Origin of the sequence: Paenibacillus plantiphilus (genome assembly GCF_927798095.1) — a bacterium.
Classification (GTDB): Bacteria; Bacillota; Bacilli; order Paenibacillales; family Paenibacillaceae; genus Paenibacillus_Z; species Paenibacillus_Z plantiphilus.
The window spans coordinates 7,365-27,956 of the sequence record NZ_CAKMMF010000034.1 but is presented as its reverse complement, the minus strand read 5'-3'; the positions used below and the strand labels follow the sequence as shown (position 1 = coordinate 27,956).

At 52.8% G+C, this 20,592-nt stretch carries 13 protein-coding genes; 12 read left to right on the top strand and 1 reads right to left on the bottom strand.

Annotated features, from left to right (window positions below; all coding sequences use genetic code 11):
* The first annotated feature begins 17 nt into the window (after positions 1-17).
* From L6H65_RS22805 to deoC, 5 genes are all read left to right on the top strand, one after another.
* Positions 18-716 (top strand): site-2 protease family protein, encoded by a 699-nt coding sequence (locus L6H65_RS22805; protein WP_236345193.1) that lies wholly within the window; start codon positions 18-20, stop codon positions 714-716.
* A 147-nt stretch (positions 717-863) separates the two neighbouring features.
* Positions 864-1,640 (top strand): RsmE family RNA methyltransferase, encoded by a 777-nt coding sequence (locus L6H65_RS22800; RefSeq protein WP_236345192.1) that lies wholly within the window; start codon positions 864-866, stop codon positions 1,638-1,640.
* A gap of 5 nt (positions 1,641-1,645) precedes the next feature.
* On the top strand, positions 1,646-3,016 hold the full coding sequence (gene mtaB, locus L6H65_RS22795) for a tRNA (N(6)-L-threonylcarbamoyladenosine(37)-C(2))-methylthiotransferase MtaB (protein ID WP_236345189.1): 1,371 nt from the start codon (positions 1,646-1,648) through the stop codon (positions 3,014-3,016).
* A gap of 108 nt (positions 3,017-3,124) precedes the next feature.
* A complete protein-coding gene (locus tag L6H65_RS22790; protein WP_236345184.1) occupies positions 3,125-3,562 on the top strand; it encodes an NUDIX hydrolase in 438 nt (145 codons plus the stop codon).
* The gene (gene deoC, locus L6H65_RS22785; RefSeq protein ID WP_236345183.1) at positions 3,555-4,286 is read left to right on the top strand and encodes a deoxyribose-phosphate aldolase; all 732 of its coding nucleotides are present in this window, start codon (positions 3,555-3,557) and stop codon (positions 4,284-4,286) included. Before L6H65_RS22790 ends, deoC begins: the two co-directional genes overlap by 8 nt.
* On the opposite strand, the gene L6H65_RS22780 is transcribed toward deoC, so the two are convergent.
* Entirely contained in the window at positions 4,213-5,211 is a 999-nt protein-coding gene (locus tag L6H65_RS22780; protein WP_236345182.1) for a Na/Pi cotransporter family protein, read from the bottom strand. The genes deoC and L6H65_RS22780 overlap by 74 nt on opposite strands.
* A gap of 221 nt (positions 5,212-5,432) precedes the next feature.
* Here L6H65_RS22780 and asnA point away from each other — a divergent pair, with 221 nt between their 5' ends.
* The 7 genes from asnA to L6H65_RS22745 form a co-directional block, all read left to right on the top strand.
* Entirely contained in the window at positions 5,433-6,434 is a 1,002-nt protein-coding gene (gene asnA, locus L6H65_RS22775) for an aspartate--ammonia ligase (RefSeq protein WP_236345177.1), read from the top strand.
* Positions 6,435-6,641: 207 nt separating this feature from the next.
* Positions 6,642-8,093: a class I SAM-dependent rRNA methyltransferase gene (locus L6H65_RS22770; RefSeq protein ID WP_236345173.1), complete on the top strand. Its 1,452-nt coding sequence runs from the start codon at positions 6,642-6,644 to the stop codon at positions 8,091-8,093.
* A 195-nt stretch (positions 8,094-8,288) separates the two neighbouring features.
* Entirely contained in the window at positions 8,289-10,418 is a 2,130-nt protein-coding gene (locus L6H65_RS22765) for an RCC1 domain-containing protein (RefSeq protein ID WP_236345171.1), read from the top strand.
* A 180-nt stretch (positions 10,419-10,598) separates the two neighbouring features.
* A complete protein-coding gene (addB, locus tag L6H65_RS22760; RefSeq protein WP_236345169.1) occupies positions 10,599-14,180 on the top strand; it encodes a helicase-exonuclease AddAB subunit AddB in 3,582 nt (1,193 codons plus the stop codon).
* Positions 14,167-18,369, top strand: a complete 4,203-nt coding sequence (gene addA, locus L6H65_RS22755) for a helicase-exonuclease AddAB subunit AddA (protein WP_236345167.1) — start codon at positions 14,167-14,169, stop codon at positions 18,367-18,369. Before addB ends, addA begins: the two co-directional genes overlap by 14 nt.
* 36 nt (positions 18,370-18,405) lie before the next feature.
* Positions 18,406-19,626, top strand: a complete 1,221-nt coding sequence (locus tag L6H65_RS22750) for an exonuclease SbcCD subunit D (RefSeq protein ID WP_236345239.1) — start codon at positions 18,406-18,408, stop codon at positions 19,624-19,626.
* On the top strand, positions 19,623-20,592 hold a 970-nt coding region (locus tag L6H65_RS22745), incomplete at its 3' end, for an AAA family ATPase (RefSeq protein ID WP_236345160.1). The genes L6H65_RS22750 and L6H65_RS22745, both read left to right, overlap by 4 nt.

Below are 20,592 nucleotides of genomic sequence, written 5' to 3'. Positions count from 1 at the left end.
GATTGGGAGGCCGGTCAGTGAATTTTCTTTGGTATCCATTCGAGGATTTGCCATTTATCTTTCTAACACTTGTGATCGCATTTACCGTTCATGAGTTTGCACATGCTTACAGCGCTTATAAATTCGGTGACCGGACTGCGTATGATGCAGGCCGTGTTACACTTAATCCTCGCGTGCATCTTGATGTGCTCGGTACGATTCTTATTCTGGTCGCAGGCTTCGGATGGGCGAAGCCCGTGCCGGTCAACAGGGGCAGATTCAAGCATCCGCGACTGATGGGCATCGTTGTATCCGCTGTTGGACCGTTGAGCAATTTGCTGATTGCCGGGATTGGTATATTGGCTGTTTATATGCTGAATCAATTTGGCGTGCTGGAATCGGCTTCGCCAGGTGTGTATCAGGCAATCGGGCATTTCTCGTACTATTTGATCACGCTTAATATTCTATTGTTCTTGTTCAATTTACTTCCAATACCTCCGCTTGACGGTTACCGAATTATACAAGATCTCGTTCCGCTGGATGTCCGGCACAAGATGGATCAGAATGCGCATTGGGGTGTCTTTGTATTCCTGCTCATCGTGTTTATTCCGCAGCTGCGCGAAGTGACATTAACGCCATTATTCAAAGTATGGCTCGAAATCTTCGGTTTCTTCGCAGGAACGTATGAAATTGTCTTTGATCCTGTGTACTGGGGCGACCTATGGAGCGGTGTCTAGGTTGAAGTGGGCAGCAGAATTCGAGTCCACTTGGAAAATGTTTAAATCTGTAGCGCATCGGGCATAAAACGTGTAAGATGAAAATTGGGGCTTCTCGGAGCTCTTTCTTTGCTTTATTACTATTAATTGTCGAAGGGTTAAATAGCGATGCAACGATATTTTGTAACGCCAGCACAGCTTGGCGATAATGAGGTTATTCTGTCGGGCGATGACGCGCATCATGCAGTGAGGGTCATGCGGATGGAGCCAGGCGATGAAATCATCGTCAGCGATGGCGAGGCGAGGGCAGCTAAAGCTGTCATTCGAGCTGCTGCGCCTGATCGGGTGGAAGCGGACATAGCAGCCTGGCTGCCGATGGACGGTGAGCCGCTATGGGCTGTGACGATAGCGCAGAGCTTGCCTAAAGGCGATAAGATGGAACTGGTCATTCAGAAGGGGACAGAGATTGGAGCGGCGGCATTCCTTCCTTTCCAGTCCGAACGGATGATTGTCCAGTATGATAATAAGAAGGAAGCGAAGCGTCTGGAGCGCTGGAGCAAGATCGCCAAGGAAGCGGCGGAGCAAGCGCACCGCAGCCGTATTCCGACGGTGGAGCCGGTAAAGACATGGCGCCAGCTGATTGCTGCAGCGGCAGCTTATGATTTGGTATTGTTTTGCTACGAGAAGGAAGGCGGATCAGGTGGCGCTGGCTTGCGCGACGCCGTTCGCGATTACCGTTCCCGCGAGGGCTCCCATGTAGAGCAGCTGAGACTGCTGCTTATTGTTGGTCCGGAAGGCGGATTCACGGAGCGCGAGGCGGCGGAGGCGGAGAATGCCGGCGCGGTTGTCGTCGGGCTTGGCAAGCGCATTCTGCGCACGGAGACGGCGGCGATGGTTGGACTTGCCTGTCTCATGTATGAATCCGGAGAAATGGGAGGCGTTTAACGACTATGCCGTCGGTTGCATTTTACACTTTAGGTTGCAAGGTTAACTTCTACGATACGGAAGCGGTTTGGCAGCTGTTCAAGAAGGATGGCTATGAGCAGGTTGATTTTGAGACGACCACCGCTGATGTGTACCTCATCAATACATGTACGGTTACAAATACTGGCGACAAGAAGAGCCGTCAAATTATACGTCGGGCTATTCGCCGCAATCCTGATGCGGTTATTGCCGTGACAGGCTGCTATGCCCAGACCTCGCCTGCGGAAATTCTCGCTATTGAAGGCGTTGATCTGGTTATCGGAACACAGGATCGGGACAAGCTGATGGATTATATCGGGCAAATTCAGCAGGATCGCAAGCCGGTTAACGCTGTTCGCAATATTATGAAGACGCGTGAATTCGAGGAGCTGGATGTGCCGGACTTCGCTGATCGGACAAGGGCCTTCCTTAAAATTCAAGAGGGCTGCAACAATTTCTGCACCTTCTGCATTATCCCTTGGTCGCGCGGTCTTTCCCGCAGCCGTGATCGGGAGAGCATCCTGAATCAGGCGCGTCAGCTTGTCGCTTCCGGCTACAAGGAGATCGTTCTTACTGGCATTCATACAGGCGGTTACGGCGATGATCTGGATAATTACCGTCTTACCGATCTGCTGTGGGATCTGGACGGCGTGGACGGGCTGGAGCGTATTCGAATCAGCTCAATTGAAGCGAGCCAGATTGACGATGCGATGATTGATGTGTTGAACCGATCCTCCAAAATGTGCCGTCATCTGCATATCCCGCTGCAAGCCGGAGACAATACCGTATTGTCGAGGATGCGCCGCAAATATACGATTGAGCAATTCGCAGAGAAGATTCGGCTGCTTCATCTTGCAATGCCGGGTGTCGCGATCACGACCGATGTCATTGTCGGATTTCCGGGCGAGACAGAGGAAATGTTCGAGACCGGCTATCGTTATATGGAGGAGCTGCAATTCGCTGAAATGCATGTGTTTCCTTACTCCAAGCGGACAGGAACGCCTGCAGCGCGAATGGAAGATCAGGTTGATGATGAAGTGAAGAACGAGCGCGTTCATAAGCTTATCGATTTGTCGGAGCGGATGCAGTTGGAATACGCCAAGAAATTTGTGGGCGAGGTCGTGGACGTTATCCCTGAACGCGAATATAAGGGAGCGCCAGGAACCGGTCTCATCATGGGCTACTCCGGCAATTATTTGCAGGTCGTATTCGAGGGGTCCGAGTCTCTGATCGGAGAGCTGTGCCGTGTCAAGATTACTGAGGCGGGCGTCAATGAATGCAAGGGTCAACTGGTTCGTGTTCTGGAAGCAGGTTCATCAGCATCGGAAGCTGCTGTTCAGCAAGCGATGCAGGCTTAATCTCAATAGGTTCATAAGCGAGGATTCTTATCTGCCCCCATCGGGTTGAGTCTAAGAATCCTTGCTCTACATAGGCACATATGCAAGGTTAGAGGGGGAACTATGGCGATGAAGGAAATATCGGCAGGCGGCGTTGTATTCCGTCGGATTGACGGACAGATGCAAATTCAACTGATTCAAGACCGTTACGGCAAAATTTCATTGCCTAAAGGCAAGATGGAGCCAGGAGAAACGATAGAGCAGACTGCGCTTCGGGAGATAGTCGAGGAAACGGGTATGGAAGGCGTTATTATTGCGCCGATTGATCAGATTAAATACAAGTATAACCACGAATCCAAGGGCAGTGTAGATAAAGAGGTCCATTATTATCTGGTAGAAGCTGTCGGCGGCAAGCTGCAGGCCCAGGTTGAGGAGATTCGCGGCGTTGAATGGTTCGAGCCTTCGGAGGCATGGCGCCGTCAGCGCCAGTCCGGCTACAATAACAACGATAGAATTTTGGCGGGAGCGCTAAAGCTGTTAGGTCTGGAGGTGCAGGGGAATGGTTGAAATTTGGGAGCCTGGCAAGCCGATTGCCCGTTTCATCGATCATACGCTGTTGAAGCCTGCCGCTGCGGAGCGGGATATTATTAAGCTTTGCGAGGAAGCGATGGAGCATGGCTTCTACAGTGTGTGCGTTAACGGCTCATGGGTTCCACTTTGTCGGGAGCAGCTGGCTGGCTCTGGCGTCCATATCAGTGTCGTTTGCGGATTTCCGCTAGGAGCCATGACAACGAAAGCGAAGGTGTTCGAGGCTGTGAATGCGGTGGAGGACGGGGCAAGGGAAATCGATATGGTGCTTCCGGTTGGCGCAGTTATGGAGGATCGTTTCGGGACGGTATCCCATGATATATCGGCGATTGTTCGCGCGGTTGAAGGCCAGGCTATCGTCAAGGTCATTCTCGAAACAGGTCTGCTGGACGATGGACACAAAGCCGAGGCTTGCCGCGTAGCAGAAGCTGCCGGTGCCCATTATGTGAAGACGTCTACCGGATTCGGCCCAGGAGGCGCGAGCGAGGCAGATATTAGATTGATGCGCGCCTCCGTATCGCCAGGCATTGGAGTCAAAGCATCTGGCGGTATTCGCGATGCGGCTACAGCCCTGCAAATGCTGAAGGCGGGAGCGAACCGGCTCGGAACGAGCTCTGGCGTCCTTATTGTCAGTTCGGCGACAAACGCTGAATCCGTGGAAGGTAACAAAGGGGCAGGGCCAGCAGAGAGCTCATCATATTAAAAATGGTTTGCGCATGCGCGATTTGAGCGGCCGGAGATGAAGATATCCAGCCAGCGATAGTGTGCAGCTCAGAGACAAAGGGCGCGAATAGCGCCGCGCCGCCTACGTTGAGCAGGATATGCGACCATGCGACGAACCGGCCGGACTTGGAGCCGCCAATTGAAGCGAGTATTGCTGTGACGCATGTTCCGATGTTCGAGCCGAGGACGACAGCGATGCCGACCTCGATCGGCATTGCACCGACAGAGGCGAGTCCCATGATGATGCCGATGACAGCAGCGCTGCTGTGTACTGCAGCAGTCAATACGATTCCAGCAGTGAGCCCCCACCAGACACTGTCCTCCGCGCGCTGCAGAAAAGCGTTGAAGAAGCTGCTCGCTTGCACGTCTGAGGCTACCGATTGCATGAGCCCGATGCCGATTAGCAGCAGGGCGAAACCTCCGGCAATAACGGAGCTGTTGCGGAGAGGCTGAAGCCAGCCTTTGCTGCTGGCTACACCTTTCGGCTGCGATTTGCTGAAGACCCCTTGCAGTATGCCGATCTCATCGAACAGTACGGTTATGAGCCAGAGCGCCAGCGAGATTTGAAGCAGCGGCCATGCCAGCCCGCTGAGGTTGAGGCCAATCAGCTCAGTCGTCAAGCAAGTGCCGATATTGGTGCCGAGAATGATGCCGAGCGTACGCGGGAAGGTCAGCAAGCCGGCATTGACGAGCCCGATTGTCATTACCGTTATGGCCGTACTACTCTGCAAAACGGCTGTTGCTGCTGTTCCAACGACGAGTCCGTGAATTGGCGTTGCAGTCGTCTTGTGCAGGATGCCCTGCAGATGTTGGCCGACAGAACGATGCAGCGCCAGCTCCATTATTTTCATACCGACTAGAAAGACGGCGAATCCTGCCAGAATGGGAAGTACGATCGCATGCATCCTGCTTCGCTCCTTTGCGGGGTCTTTAATGTGCGCGGTTCGCAATAAATCCCTACATCAATCTATATGAGCGCGGATAGACATGCATGACAAGCAGTCCTGTGTTTGACTTTACATAACATGTTTGATTTTCGGCAGCGACAGCACAAAAGTGAAGGGGGGAATGTTCAAACTTAATGGCGGAATTCAGAAAATTACAAAAAAGAAGAGGTGTTATTTATATGACAACTGTTAGTGTAATGTCTCTGAAAGAGAACGAAAAGGCAATTAGCTATGTGAAGCAAATGTTCGAGCAAAAGCTGAGCAGCAAGTTGAACCTGATTAAAGTGTCAGCCCCCTTATTCGTTACTGCGCATGAAGGATTGAACGATAACTTAAATGGCTGGGAACGATGTGTATCCTTTGATGCTATCGCACTTGAGAACACCCGTCTTGAAGTGGTGCAATCGCTGGCGAAATGGAAACGGCTGGCTGTCCGCTATTATGACATGCAGCCTGGTGAAGGGCTGTATACGGACATGAAGGCGATTCGCCGTGATGAAACGGTCGGTCCGCTTCATTCGATCCTTGTGGATCAGTGGGATTGGGAGAAGGCCATCTCGAAGGAAGCGCGGGGCATCGACACGTTGAAAGCTACTGTGCAGCTTATTTATGGAGCATTGAAGGAGACTGAAGCGGAGCTTGCCGCTATTTACCCTCATAATGGACCCTTGCTTCCGGATGAAATCAGCTTTGTGACAACGCAAGAGCTTGAGGATGCTTATGGGGACCTGTCGCCAAAAGAGCGGGAAAACCGGATAGCCAAGGAAAAGGGCGCAGTATTCCTGATGGGGATCGGCGGCAAGCTGGCTTCTGGCGAAGTGCATGATGGGCGTGCTCCCGATTACGACGATTGGCAGCTCAACGGTGATATTATCGTATGGAATTCGGTGCTGGAAATGGCTTACGAAATTTCCTCGATGGGCATCCGCGTTGATGAAGCGGCTTTGGACTACCAGCTGCGTGAGAGCGGCTGTGAGGACAGGTTTTCACTTCCGTTCCATACGATGCTGATGAATAAGGAGCTTCCTTATACGATAGGCGGGGGAATCGGGCAGTCGCGTGCGGTGATGTTTCTGCTGCGCAAATCCCATATTGGGGAAGTTCAGATGTCGGTATGGCCAACCGAAATGATTGAGAGCTGCCGGAAGAATGGGATAAATCTGCTGAGCGCGTTGATCTGATCGATTGGGGAAGCGGGCGGCGCATGATCAGCCGTGCATGAGAACCGAATATTCAGTCGGATATGCGGGGAAACCGTGTTATAGTAGAGGTTGTAATGGGGCTCTGGTGCATGCGTTGAGCAGAAAAAGCCGGCTTCTCAGAGATGCAGGGGGCGTAATATGATTACGCCTGCTGCATGTTAGAAATCGAAGGGATGGAACGTTAGAATGGAACGGGCTAAAGCAGTTTTGCTGAAGGAACGCAAAAAAAGGCTGGAGCTGGGGCATCCGTGGGTGTATGCCAGTGAGATAGCGAGGATAGATGGGGATGCATCGCCAGGAGAGCTGGTTGATGTAGTGAACCATCAAGGAAGATATTTGGCAACCGGATATTGGAACCCGAAATCGCAAATTACAGTGCGGATCGTTTCATATAAGGCTATTGAAGCGATGGATGAGGCGTTCTTTCGTGAGCGGTTCCTGCAATGCAAGCAGCATCGGGAACGTTTCGTGGATGGCAATGATTGCCGGCTTGTTTATGGAGAGGCTGATTTTCTTCCCGGACTGACCGTTGACCGCTTCAACGATGTGCTCGTTGTACAGCTGCTGACGCTTGGGATGGATGTTCGTCGTCAAGAAATTGTGAGCGCATTGCTGCATACTTTTAATCCGACCGGTATTTATGAGCGAAGCGATGTCTCTGTGCGTCTATTGGAAGGGCTGGAGGAGCGGACAGGTGCGCTTTATGGCGAATGTCCGCCGATCGTGGATATCCGTGAGAACGGACTGCTGCTGGAGGTCGATATTGCAGAGGGCCAGAAGACGGGATATTTCTTCGATCAGCGCGAGAATCGCGCTTCTATTGCGCCGCTCATGAAGGGCTGGGGAGCCCGAAGCGGTATCCGGCTTGAAGAGAGGCCAGCGGATGAAGCGGTGTTAGACGGGAGTTCTGCTCCTGGAAGCAAGGACTCAGATTCTTTAGTTGATGCTGCTGGGGTATATGTGGCTTCGAAAAGCATCGTGCAGGTGCCAGTCAATGCAAATGGCAAAGTCGTCACGTTCCCGTACTGGGATGGCGCGAATGTGCTGGAATGCTTTGCGCATACGGGCAGCTTCACGCTTCATGCTTGCCAGTATGGCGCGAAGAAGGTGACATGTCTGGATGTTTCGGAGCATGCCATCGAGACAGCTCGTCGCAATGTGGCCCGCAATGGTTTTGATGACCGGGTAGAGTTTGTTGTGGCGGATGCTTTCGATTATTTGCGCACCCAAGCGAAGGGACTGGAAGAGCGGACGGAGCGGAGCAAGGTGGAGGGCGGCAAGGTCGATACGTCCAAGCCGCTCAGCGGAGCTGGCCGTACCTGGGATGTGGTCATTCTTGATCCGCCAGCATTCGCGAAGACGAAGGGTGCAGTGCCGAGCGCTATAAGAGGCTACAAGGACATCAATCTTCATGGGATGAAGCTTGTTAATGAAGGCGGATATCTCGTGACCGCGAGCTGCTCCTACCATATGAGACCCGACTTGTTTCTGGAGACGATTCAGGCTGCTGCAGTCGACGCCGGCAAAACGCTGCGCCTTATCGAATGGCGTGCTGCAGGCAAGGATCATCCGCAAATTCTCGGGGTCAATGAAGGACATTATTTGAAGTTCGGGATTTTCGAGGTTCGCAGCCGTTAACGTTTTAACGATTACCAGAGGACGCAAGCTCACTGTTGAAGTGGCTGGCGTCCTTTTTTTCGTGGGTTCCCAATATGCACCAACCAATGAAATGATAATAAATAGAAAAATAGTGAATTAATTTATAAAATCATATATTATTAGTTAAATATATAAAGATAAACATTATGAAAATAAGAGGGGCGATTCCAAAAGATGTATGTTACAAAAGTTAGTATGGCTATGAGGATGGGGTGGCTGTGTGTATGTTTCTTGATTGCTTGTTCTACTTTGGGGAATACAGCAATTGTTCATGCAGACAATACGAGTGAAATATCAACGACTCAATTGAAAGCTATGTTTGAAAAGGCAACCGCTCTAAATAAACGAATTACCATTACCGATTCCGCATCCTATCTATTAGATACAAAGGGTAATCTATGGGGCTGGGGTGAAGTTGATACTTGTGGGTGCTCCTTGCTAAAACCTAAACAGTTAGCAGGTATGAATAATCTGGCTCAATATACAAATAACGCTGCTTTGTATAAGGATGGTTCGCTCGTTATTTCGTTTTATGGCAAGTCTGCTCAGATTTTAAAAAGCAAAAACATTGATAAAATAGCTGGAAATTACTTTTTGAAGAAGGATGGAAGTGTATGGAAATGGGAATACAGTTATGTTTCTTGGAATACATATGAGAAAAAGATTGAACAAGTTAAGGGGCTTAAAAATATTGTAAATATTGCAAATGGTGATAATCTTGCTCTCGCCTTAGATTCCTCAGGTCGAGTATGGGCATGGGGCGATACGACCATCGTCAACAGCAGTCAGCATAAAAGTAATATTTTTACCTATGATTGGTTTCCAGTTGAAGATCATACACCTATTCCAACTATTATTAAAAATATACCAAAGATGATCGATATAAAAGTAGGGGAGAACTATCCTGTCTTGTTATCCTCTTCCTATGATGTCTATGCGTATCAGATAAGAAAAGGTACGAAATTTGTCTATGATCCCGTAAAGGTAGTTGAAAAGGCAATAGGGATTAGCACATATAGCAGCAACAGTTGGGGTCGAACGGAACAGTATGCATTAAGAGCAGATGGAACGGTTTGGACGTGGGGAAGGGAAGCTACTGAAGCAGCGGCAAGGATCAACGAAATATCGGATGCCACCTATTTCTCAGCGGGTCAAAGTCATCAATTAATGATTAAAAAGGATGGGAACTTATATGGTATTGGTTATAACTCAAATGGCCAATTAGGAACGGGTGCACCCGTGCCAGTTTCTAACTATAGCAATCCTTATCAAGTAAAGGGGATCAACAATGTTGTCTCACTCTTTGAAAGTGACAGACATGTGCTGGCATCAACGAAAGAAGGGAAATTGTATGGTTGGGGCAACAATGAGAACAAGGAAATACTGCCTGGGGAAAAAACAGAAATATTGACTCCAGCGCTTATATCATCACTCAGCAATGTGAAAAAGGTTGGGGCTGGCGAAGGCTTTTCTATAGCACTTACAAGGGCTGGAGGGCTCTTTGCTTGGGGACTTACAGAATATTTTGGTTTGCAAGGCAATGTAGGCGAGCCGAGATTGATTGAGGGGGTTCCTGTAAATATAAAGAACTTTTCTGTTCACGGGAAAAAGATAACTGCGCTTACAATGGATGGATACATCTACCAAATTGGAGGTGAGCAAGGGAAAGAAATCACTCAGATTGATATTGATCAAGTTGAAGCTGTTGCAGCCAATTGGATTCATAGCTATGGTATTAAACGTGATGGATCAGTCTGGAGATGGAGCACATCTGAGGCTGGTATTGGTGTTAAAAAGGCGGTTAAAATCGATGGTTTGAAAGATATTAAGCAAATAACGACAGGCTATAGCAATGGTGAATATTTATATGCAAGAGACAATAAAGGAAATATATGGATGTGGGGTGACAACACGTCCCGTCGGTTAGATTTCCTTCCTGCTTCTGTAATAACGAAACCTGTTAATATTACTGGGAATCTACGGTCATTTACAAACCAAGGGAAAAATAAAAAGAAAGCTCCATACATCATTCATATGGTATCGGGTCCAAGGTTAACAATTGCAGCTGATAAGAGTGGTTCTCTTTATGGACTTGGCGGAATGTTTGGCGTTCTTAGCAACAGTAAGTTTAAGCTAAATATTAACGGTATTTTTCATAATAATAGCAATTACTATATCTTACAAAATAATGAGCTCTGGGTTATTGGAGGAAGCAATGCCTATGGGCAATTAGGTATTGGATTAAAAAGCTACTATGCAACGCCACAGAAGACTTTGATTGATCGGAAATTAATAACGAATTAGTTTAGCATAGTAGATGAGGCGATTCTGAACTTGGTTCGAGTTCAGGGTCGTTATTTTTTTTAGATGAGCATGCACATAAATTCCCTGTCTCCAAACAGAACAAATGTTTGTGTATTCGGATGAAAAGAAGTACGCTGATATGATAAAATGATAGAATCGCAAACGAGAAGAGGTGGGCGCATGGCGCTCCGTTTTATTATTGGCCGTTCGGGGACGGGGAAAACCCATCAATGCCTTCATCATATTCGCCATGAGGTGCTTCGTCAGCCTGATGGCCCTCCGCTAATTATGCTCGTGCCGGAGCAGGCGACCTTTCAGACGGAATACACCTTGTTGAATGACCCCGAGCTGGGAGGGACGATTAGAGCCCAAGCGCTCAGCTTTAGAAGGCTTGCCTTTCGCGTGATGCAGGAGACGGGTGGAACGGCGCTTGTGCCTATTAATGAGGACGGCAAAAACATGCTGCTCTATAAGATCGTTCATCGGCTGAATGAGAGTCTGCAGCTGTATCAAGGCAGTGAGACGCAGCATGGCTTTATTGAGCGGCTCGGAGAGCTGTTGACGGAATGGAAGCGGTACGGCATCTCGGCAGAGGACGTTCAGCAGCTTGCCGAGAGCAATCAGCTAGGCAATGGAAATTCGCTGCTGCATCGCAAGCTTCATGATTTGCATCTTATTCATGCGGAGCTGGATAGCGAGCTGGCAGGTTTATATATAGATTCTGAGGATTACTTGAGCTGGATGACTAAGGGCTTCGGCTTGGCATCAACGATGCGTGGCGCACATATATGGGTAGATGGATTTCACGGCTTCACGCCAAAAGAATATGAAGCGCTTGGCGCGCTTCTTCAATATGCAGAGCAAGTGACCGTAACATTATGTCTGGATCGGCCCTATGCTGCAGGTGAAATGCCGCATGAGCTGGATTTGTTCCGGTCGACCGCAGAAACGTTTATTGCGCTGCGTGATCTGGCGCTGCAAAGCGGCGTGCCGATTGAGGAGCCCTTGCTGTTAGATGAGGGAACTCCGCATCGATTCCGTGACCGTCCAATGCTGGCGCATATCGAGCGTCATTACAGGGATCGGGCTGCGATGGACCTTGCAGCCGAGCATCTGGAGCACGGAAGCGTATCGTTGCATGCGGCTGCGAGCCGGAGAGCGGAGGTTGAAGCCGTTGCCCGCGATATCGTTCGACGAGTGAAGGACGAGGGACTGCGTTATCGTGATCTGGTCGTTATGGTGCGGAACTCGCCAGATTACAACGATTACATAACTGCGGTGTTTAACGATTATGATATTCCTTGTTTTCTGGACCAGAAGAATGCGGCGCTTCATCATCCGCTTGTTGAATTCATTCGTTCGGCGCTTGAAATTGCTGAGCATGGCTGGCGCTATGAAACCGTATTCCGCTGTATCAAGTCTGAGCTGCTGATGCCGGATGACGGGAGTATGACAAGAGAGCATTTTGACCTGTTGGAGAATTATGCTCTTGCTGCGGGTATTGATGGCAATCGCTGGCTTACGATTAGCCAGTGGAAGCCGTTCACACGCGACTCGTTGGAAGGGGAACGGGCAGAAGCGGACGATAGGGAGAAGCGCTTGTTCGAGATTGTAATGAAAGCAAGGGAAGCCGTTGTTTCACCGCTGCACAGACTTAATCAAGAGCTGAAGCGGGCTGCCAATGTGCGTGAAATGTGCGAGGCGCTCTATCGGCTGTTGATCAGTATCGATGCCCCGGACAGACTGGAGCGATGGAGCAGGACTGCGCTGGCTGCGGGCCAGACTCAGCGTGCAAGAGAGCATAAGCAGCTATGGGACGGTGTTCTGAATCTGCTGGATCAATTAGTCGAGATGACGGGCGAGGAGCCGTTGTCTCTTGCACTCTTCGCGGGGATGATCGAAACCGGTCTGGAGAGCTTGAAGCTGGCGGCTGTTCCGCCTTCGATTGATGAGGTGCTTATCGGGAGCATTGACCGTACAAGACCTGGTCATGTGTCGGTTTGTTATGTGCTTGGCGCGAATGACGGCGTTATGCCGCAGCGGTTTCAGGAGGACGGCGTGCTGACAGAGCAGGAGCGTGAGATGCTGGGAAACGGCGGGCTTGTGATGGCTCCCGGTGTACGCAGACGTTTGCTGGACGAACGCTTCTTAATCTATAACGCGTTGACGATGCCAAGCCATTCGTTATGGATTAGTTGGGTGATGGCCGACGAGGAAGGGAAGAGTCTGCATGCTTCGGAGGTTATTCGCCAGATGAAGGGGATGTTCCCTGGCATTGAGGAACGGATGATTGCAGGCGAGCCTTCCATGGCGATGACGGAGGAGGAGCAGCTAGGCTATATCGCGCACCCGGAACGTACGCTGTCGTATTTGATTAATGGGCTTCGCGTTTGGCGGCAAGGGGGAGCCATCTCGCCTCTCTGGTGGGAGGCCTACAACTGGTTTGCCGTTCGGCCGCAGTGGCAGGACAGGCTGAGCCGTCTCGTCCAATCGCTCCATTATACGAATGAAGCGGCGATGTTATCTGCCGCTACGGCTGATCTGCTGTACGGCACAATGCTCAGAGGCAGTGTATCGCGAATGGAGCGTTTCGTTTCTTGTCCGTTCCAGCATTTCGCTATTCATGGCCTGCGGCTGCGTGAACGGGCGCAATTCAAGCTGGCAGCGCCGGATATCGGACAGCTGTTTCATGCGGCGCTCAGTCGTTTGGCTGTAACGCTCGGTGATCGGTGGGGGGAGATGGATGCCGCCGGCATTCGCAAGGAAGCGGCAATAGTAGTAGAGGAGTTGGCCGAACGGCTGCAATCGCAAATATTATTCAGCAGCAGCCGCAATCGTTATGTGGCTCGCAAGCTGCAGGATATTGTCGGTCAAGCAGCGGTTATTCTTGGCGAGCATGCAAGGCGGGCAGACTTCCAGCCTGTCGGCGTTGAGATCGGCTTCGGTCCGGAAGGACCGCTGCCGCCTGTCCGTATTCCGCTGTCCAACGGACGCGCGATGGAAATGTCGGGACGAATCGATCGTGTGGATGCGGCGGAGACGGAGGATGGTCTGCTGCTGCGCGTGATCGATTTCAAATCCAGCGCGACGCAGCTCAGACTGGAGGAAGTGGCATACGGGCTTGCGCTGCAAATGCTCACCTACCTGGATGTTCTGCTGCAAGCGGCTCCGGAATGGCTCGGTCAAGAGGCGCGTCCTGCGGGCGTCCTATATTTTCATGTGCACAATCCGCTGCTGTCGGCATCCAATGCGCTTACAGGGGAGAAAGCAAGATCGGAAATGCTGAAGCGCTTCAAGCTGAAGGGGCTGGTGCTGGCGGATGAGCAAACGGCCCGAATGATGGATCATTCATTGGATACGGGGTATTCCGAGCTTCTGCCGCTTGCGCTTAAGAGAGACGGAGGTTTCTACAGCAGCTCCTCTGTAGCGTCGAGCGAGCAGTGGGATGCGCTGCGTCAATCGGTAAGAACGACGCTGCGGCGAATAGGCGACCGGATCGCGGGAGGCGACGTGTCGATTACGCCTTATCGGCTCGGAACCAAGCTGCCCTGCCAGTTCTGCGCTTATAAGCCGGTATGCCAATTCGATCCTTTAATTGAAGGCAACGCCTTCGCAAAGCTTGGCAAACCGGGCAAGGAAGAAGTATGGGAGCTGCTTGCCGCTGGCAAGGAGCTGGATCGCGGACGTATTCTCGTTCCCGATGCCGAGCAGTTCAGCAGATTTCATATGACGAAGAGGGGTGAGGACGATGGCGGAAGCTAATCATGCGACAAAGCCTCAGGGCAGCATATGGACGGATGATCAATGGAATGCCATCGTCACAAGCGGCAGCAATATTCTGATTGCTGCCGCAGCGGGCTCGGGCAAGACAGCCGTCCTGGTTGAGCGGATCATTCGCAAAATTTCGGCTGATACCGATGTAGACAAGCTGCTCGTTGCCACATTCACCAAGGCGGCGGCAGCGGAGATGAAGGAACGGATTCGGATTGCGCTGGAGAAGGAGCTTGATCGCAATCCAGAGTCGGAGCATCTGCGCCGCCAGCTCGCTTTAATGGGTCGGGCCTCGATCACGACATTGCATTCCTTCTGTCTGGATGCGATTCGGCGCTATTACCCGCTCATCGGTCTAGACCCGGGCTTTCGTATCGCCAATGCAACGGAGACGGAGCTGCTGCGAATGGATGTGCTCGATGCTCTGTTCGAAGAACGTTACGCCGAGGCGGATGAGAACAGCGGCTTCATTGGGCTTATTGAGCGCTTTGGCGGTGAGCGGGGCGATGGTCCGCTGTATGCATTGGTGCTGCAACTGTATACGTTCTCGCAAAGTCATCCGTGGCCTGAGGTATGGCTTAAAGAAACAGCAGCAGCCTTCGAGGTGAGGGATGCTTCTGAGCTCGGCCAATCGGAATGGGTGGGCAGTCTTGTCGGAACGGTTGCATTGGCGCTTCAAGGGGCAAGGAATTTGCTGGAGCAAGCTATGGATGTGGCAAGACTGCCTGCAGGACCGGCTCATTATGCCGAGACGCTGGAGGATGATTTGCGAATTGTTTCCGCGCTTGCGGCCCGTGTGGAGAACGAGCCGTGGGAATCGTGGTCCGATGCTTTCGCAGAAGCGAGCTTCGGCAAGCTCAAGAGTCAGCGGGGCGGCGATGCCGACAAGACGTTGATGGAACAGGCCAAGGAGCTGCGGGACAAGGCGAAATCAATGATTGCGGATATGACGGATGAGCTGTTCAGTCGTTCAGCGGAGGAGTTTGCCCAGGAGCTGATGGAGCTGGCGCCGATTATGAGCATATTGGCGGAGCTTGTTATTGATTTCGGAGGTCGGTTCGAAGCGGGCAAACGTGAGAAGGGGCTGCTTGATTTTGGCGATATGGAGCATTATTGTCTGCGCATTCTGCGTGATCCTTCATCTACGCCGGAGCATTCAATTCCATCACCAGCGGCGCTTGAATACCAGCGTCAATTCGATGAGATTCTGCTGGATGAATATCAGGATACGAATATGGTGCAGGAGGCGATCGTAGCGCTGCTGGCGCGTCCTGGCGCGGGCAACCGGTTTATGGTGGGCGATGTGAAGCAGAGCATTTACCGGTTTCGTCTGGCAGAGCCGAATCTGTTTCTGCGCAAGTATAAAGCTTATTCCTCCGTCCATGATGTTCGGCAGCAAGCGGATATGTTAGAGAATCTTGCTCCTGAAGGTGATCGCGAGAGTGGTATTCGTATAGATTTGGCGAGAAATTTCCGCAGCAGGTCCGAGGTTGTTGATGGCGTCAATCATGTGTTTCGGGCGATAATGCGGGAGCGGGCTGCGGAGATGGATTACGACAAGCGCGCAGAGCTTGTGTGCGGAGCCTCGTATCCGTCCGCGAATGACGGCGGTTCTGCTGATCGGTATGCGATTGAATTTGCGCTTATCGACAAAGGGACCGGTCGGGATGACGAGAAGGATAGCGGCAGCTCTGGAGATGAGGAGAGCGATGACAATGTCTATGGAGCTGAGACGTCGGCCCTGGCACCATCGCCAACCGAGCCGATTGCCGATTTGCTGACCGTACAGTTGGAAGCCCGATATATCGCTTCACAGATCCGAAGATTGAAGGGCATGGATTCAGCGGAAGGAGGCAGCGCGGCTGTCTTCGAGGTGTACGATGGGAAGCGGGGCCGCAAACGTCCGTTAGCGTGGCGGGATATCGTTATTTTGCTGCGGGCGGACAAGCAGTGGGCGCCCGTTATTATTGAAGAGCTGCAGGCGCAGGGAATACCGGCTTATGCGGAGTTAAGCAACGGATATTTCGAAGCGACGGAAGTGGAGACGATTGTATCGCTGCTTCGCGTCATTGACAATCCATATCAGGATATACCGCTGGCAGGAGCGCTGCGCTCTCCGATCTTTGGTCTGAATGCGGAGGAGCTGGCATGGATTCGGATTCGGGGCGGCAAAACGGCTTATTATGATGCCGTTAGGCAAGCAGTTGGCGATGCATCGCTGCAGGAGGAAACGAGGGACAAGCTTACCCGGTTTCAAATTATGCTGGAGCAGTGGCGGGAGCAAGCAAGACGAGGCTCGCTCGCTGATTTGCTATGGGCTATTTATCGGGAGACCGGATATTACGATCTGGTTGGCGGCATGCCAGGCGGTATGCAGCGTCAGGCAAATCTTCGTGCTTTGCATGATCGCACCAGGCAATACGAGGCCACCTCGTTCCGCGGCTTGTTCCGTTTTCTGCGATTTATTGACCGGATGCGGGAGAGCGGCGGCGACCTTGGAACTGCGCGGGCGCTGGGCGAGCAGGAGGATGTGGTGCGAATCATGTCCATTCACAAAAGCAAAGGGCTTGAGTTTCCGGTCGTATTCGCGGCTGGACTCGGAAAGCTGTTTAATCGGCAGGACTTGAATGGAGCATTCCTTATGCATAAGCAGCTTGGCTTCGGTCCCCGTTTCGTCGACACAGCGCTTAGGGTCAGCTATCCAACCTTGCCCTATTTGGCTATTCGCCACAAGATGCGGATGGAGACGCTTGCTGAGGAGATGCGCATTCTTTATGTCGCGCTGACAAGGCCGAAGGAGAAGCTGTTTCTCGTGGGAACCGTCGGAGACGCGGTCAAGACGCTGCAGCAGTGGCAGGATTCTTTCGACGCCAAGGGCGAGATCCCTGATTTTCGATTGGGTCAGGCGAAACGATTTCTGGACTGGATCGGGCCGCTTGCGATGCGCGATGGCGTTCCGATCTCAATTGCAGCCAATGTAGAGAAGGATCGGATGGAAATGGAGACAGCAGTTGATGCGATGGCTGCTGACGGTTCAAGCGATGCGAACGATGTGAAGGACGCGAAGGATGCGAAGGATGCGAAGGACGCGAAGGACGCGAAGGATGCGAAGGGCTCGAAGGACGCGAACGATGCGAAGGACTCGAACGATGTGAACGATGTGAAAGACTCGAAGGGCTCGAAGGAGTCGAAGGAGTCGAACGATGGCCTAAGCTCCTATCAGGATTGGAAAGCTGGTGTTGTTCCTGCTTCAATATTCGGTCTTCAAGCGGCTGCTTCTGCTGAGGTGGATGAAGCGGCCGATGCTGCTTTCGCGGAGCGGCTTCAGGCGGTTCAAGCGCTTGTGCCGATCCCTGTATCGCCTGAGGCGGCAGAGGAGATTGAGGATCGTCTGACATGGACTTATCCATACCAGGCTGCGACGACAGTTGCGGCGAAAACATCTGTTACGGAGATGAAGCGGCTGCATGCCGAGCTGGCAGAAGATGAGGAGTCGGCTGTGCTTCCGTTTTTGGAGCTGGCATCGCATTCAGGTCCAGGTGAGGCGGCTGGAATCGGAGAAACGGGCAGCAAAGCTGGATCCGCTGCTCCATCTCAAGATAGCGGGGATTATACGTTCCGGCTGCGCCGTCCTAAATTTATGGAGGAACATACGCTTACCGCAGCTGAACGCGGTACAGTCAGCCATTTGGTCATGCAGCATATTCCACTTGATGGACCTGTTGATGAAGAGAGGGTGCGCGACACGATTAACGGACTTCGGGAGCGAAGTATGCTGACTGCCGGACAAGCAGAGGCGGTGGATATCGCTTCAGCCGCAGCCTTTTTTGCCACGCCGGTAGGAGCGAAGCTGCTTGCTGCGGATTGGGTGAGAAGGGAAACGCCGTTCAGCTGCACGTTCCCGGCATCGCGAGTGTATCCGAATGCGGGGCAGGAGGTCGGCGAGGAGCCGATTCTCATTCAAGGGGTTATCGATTGTCTGTTTGAGGACGGGGAGCAGCTTCTGCTGCTTGATTATAAAACGGACAGGATTCATGATGGGCAATGGGAAGCTGCGGCTGAACGGCATCGGTTTCAATTGACGCTTTATGGAGAAGCGATCAGGCGTATTCTGGGAAGGCCGGTTGACGCCTGTTATGTGTTCTTTTTTGACGGAGGGAAGACTGTGCAGTTGTACTAGAGGTTGTTCTAATTTATCGGAGCGGGGGTGTATATGGTGCGTATTTTGCATACGGCGGACTGGCATTTCGGGCGAACGCTTGAAGGGCGCAGCCGTTTGGAGGAGCAAGAGGCGTTTGTGGACGAACTGGTAGCGATCGTGCAGGAGGAGGCTATCGATCTCATTCTGCTTGCTGGAGATGTCTATGATTCGGTAAATCCGCCTGCGGCTGCAGAGCAGCTGTTCTATGAGGCTTTGTCGCGGCTTGCTGACAACGGCAAAGTATCAATCGCGGTTATTGCTGGAAACCATGATCATCCTGAACGTGTAGCTGCCTCGGCTCCGCTTGCTAGCAGAAGCGGCATTCATTTGCTCGGGATGCCGTCGGCGGGGCCACTGATCATCGATGCGCCGCGTACGGGGGAGCAGGCCATTATTGCGGCTTTGCCTTATCCATCGGAATCGAGACTTCGGGAGCTGCTTCGTGAAGAGACGGATGAAGCGCTGCTGAGAACGGCTTACTCCGAGCGTGTAGGACGCCTGATGCAAGGGCTTGGCTCGTCCTTTCGGCCGGACACGATTAATTTGGCGATGAGCCATATTTATGTATTGGGCGGCTTGGAGACGGATTCGGAGCGGCCAATTCAGATTGGCGGCGCATATACGGTTGATCCGTCCGCGCTTCGCATTGGGGCGCAGTATGTTGCGCTCGGTCATCTGCATCGGCCGCAGCGGGTGGACGGCGATGAGCGGATGAGGTACAGCGGTTCGCCGCTGGCGTACAGCTTCTCGGAAGCCGGACAGTCCAAGTCGGTTATCGTCTTCGACGCGGAGCCTGGGAAAGTGGTGGAGCCGCGAGAAATTTTCCTGAGCTGCGGTCGACCGCTCGTTCAGTGGAAGGCGAAGGGCGGCTTGGCAGAGGTGCAGGGATGGATAGACGAGGGACGAGATGCAGGAGCCTGGATCGATCTTGATGTATGGATGACGGAAGCGATGACGCTGCAGCATATTGGGCAGCTTCGCCGGCTGCATGACGGGCTTGTTCACATTCGGCCCGTGTATCCGGAATATGCAGCGACGATGGAGGAGGACGGGCGTTCACGCGAGCAATTGCCTGCGGAGGAATTATTCCGGCGGTTCTATATCCGGCAAACCGGAGGCGCGGAGCCTGATGCGGACACGGTGGGACTCTTTCTGGAGCTGATTGCGGAAGATGATCATCTGGATTCGGATCGGACAAGCGATGAAGGGCGTAGGGGAGAAGGTGAGGGAGCATGAAGCCGATATTGCTGCGATTAAGCGGGCTGCAAAGTTATCGCGAGGCGCAGGAGGTTGATTTTGAGCGCTTGTGCGAAGCGGGTGTGTTCGGCATCTTTGGCTCTACGGGGAGCGGCAAATCAAGCATTTTGGATGCGATGACGCTGGCGCTGTATGGCCGAGTGGAGCGCGCTCCGAATGGTACGCAGGGGATTATGAATCAGGCGGAGAAGCAGCTCGCGGTCTCCTTCACCTTTGACATGTCCGGCGGCGGCGAGAGTCGGCGCTATCGTGTCGAGCGCCAGTTCAAGCGCGGCGGTGATGTGTCCATTACGAGTGCGCTGAGCCGCTTCGTGGAGGTAACGGATGCAGGCGATATTGTTATCGCTGATCGAACCGGGGATGTGACCCGCTGCGTAGAAGAACGGATTGGGCTTAATATGCAGGACTTCACACGGGCGGTTGTGCTGCCTCAGGGCAAATTCGCGGAATTTCTGTCGCTGACAGGCAAGGATCGCCGCCAAATGCTGCAGCGGCTGTTCCGCTTGGAGCGGTTTGGCGATGGGCTGGCGCTGAAGCTTAGCCAGCGCTTGAAAGCGGCGGAAGCCGCGCTCAGCGAAGCGGCAGCCGAGCAGCAAGGGCTCGGCGACGCCTCGGCCGCCGCAGTGGATGCGGCGGCGGCCTTGCACCGCGAAGCGGGAGCCGCGGCAGCGGTCGCGCGGGCAGCGCTGGCCGAGGCGGAGCGGCTCCACGCGGAGCGGCTGCATGTGCGCGAGCGGCAGGAGGCGCTGCTCGCGAAGGAAGCGCAGCAGGCGCAGCTGCACGCGGATGCGCCGCGCGTGGATGCGCTGCAGCGCGAGCTGCAGCGCCTGGCGGCGGCGGAGCGGCTGGCGCCCGCGCTCGCCGCTGCCGAAGCGGCCGAAGCGGCGCTCGTCGCTGCCGCTTCGCGCCGCGAAGCAGCCGGGCTGGCGCATTCCGCCCGGCTGG

Coding starts and splice junctions, on each gene's coding strand:
- L6H65_RS22800 (WP_236345192.1), top strand. CDS start 864: ATGCAACGATATTTTGTAACGCCAGCACAGCTTGGCGATAATGAGGTT.
- mtaB (WP_236345189.1), top strand. CDS start 1,646: ATGCCGTCGGTTGCATTTTACACTTTAGGTTGCAAGGTTAACTTCTAC.
- L6H65_RS22790 (WP_236345184.1), top strand. CDS start 3,125: ATGAAGGAAATATCGGCAGGCGGCGTTGTATTCCGTCGGATTGACGGA.
- deoC (WP_236345183.1), top strand. CDS start 3,555: ATGGTTGAAATTTGGGAGCCTGGCAAGCCGATTGCCCGTTTCATCGAT.
- L6H65_RS22780 (WP_236345182.1), bottom strand. CDS start 5,211: ATGCATGCGATCGTACTTCCCATTCTGGCAGGATTCGCCGTCTTTCTA.
- asnA (WP_236345177.1), top strand. CDS start 5,433: ATGACAACTGTTAGTGTAATGTCTCTGAAAGAGAACGAAAAGGCAATT.
- L6H65_RS22770 (WP_236345173.1), top strand. CDS start 6,642: ATGGAACGGGCTAAAGCAGTTTTGCTGAAGGAACGCAAAAAAAGGCTG.
- L6H65_RS22765 (WP_236345171.1), top strand. CDS start 8,289: ATGTATGTTACAAAAGTTAGTATGGCTATGAGGATGGGGTGGCTGTGT.
- addB (WP_236345169.1), top strand. CDS start 10,599: ATGGCGCTCCGTTTTATTATTGGCCGTTCGGGGACGGGGAAAACCCAT.
- addA (WP_236345167.1), top strand. CDS start 14,167: ATGGCGGAAGCTAATCATGCGACAAAGCCTCAGGGCAGCATATGGACG.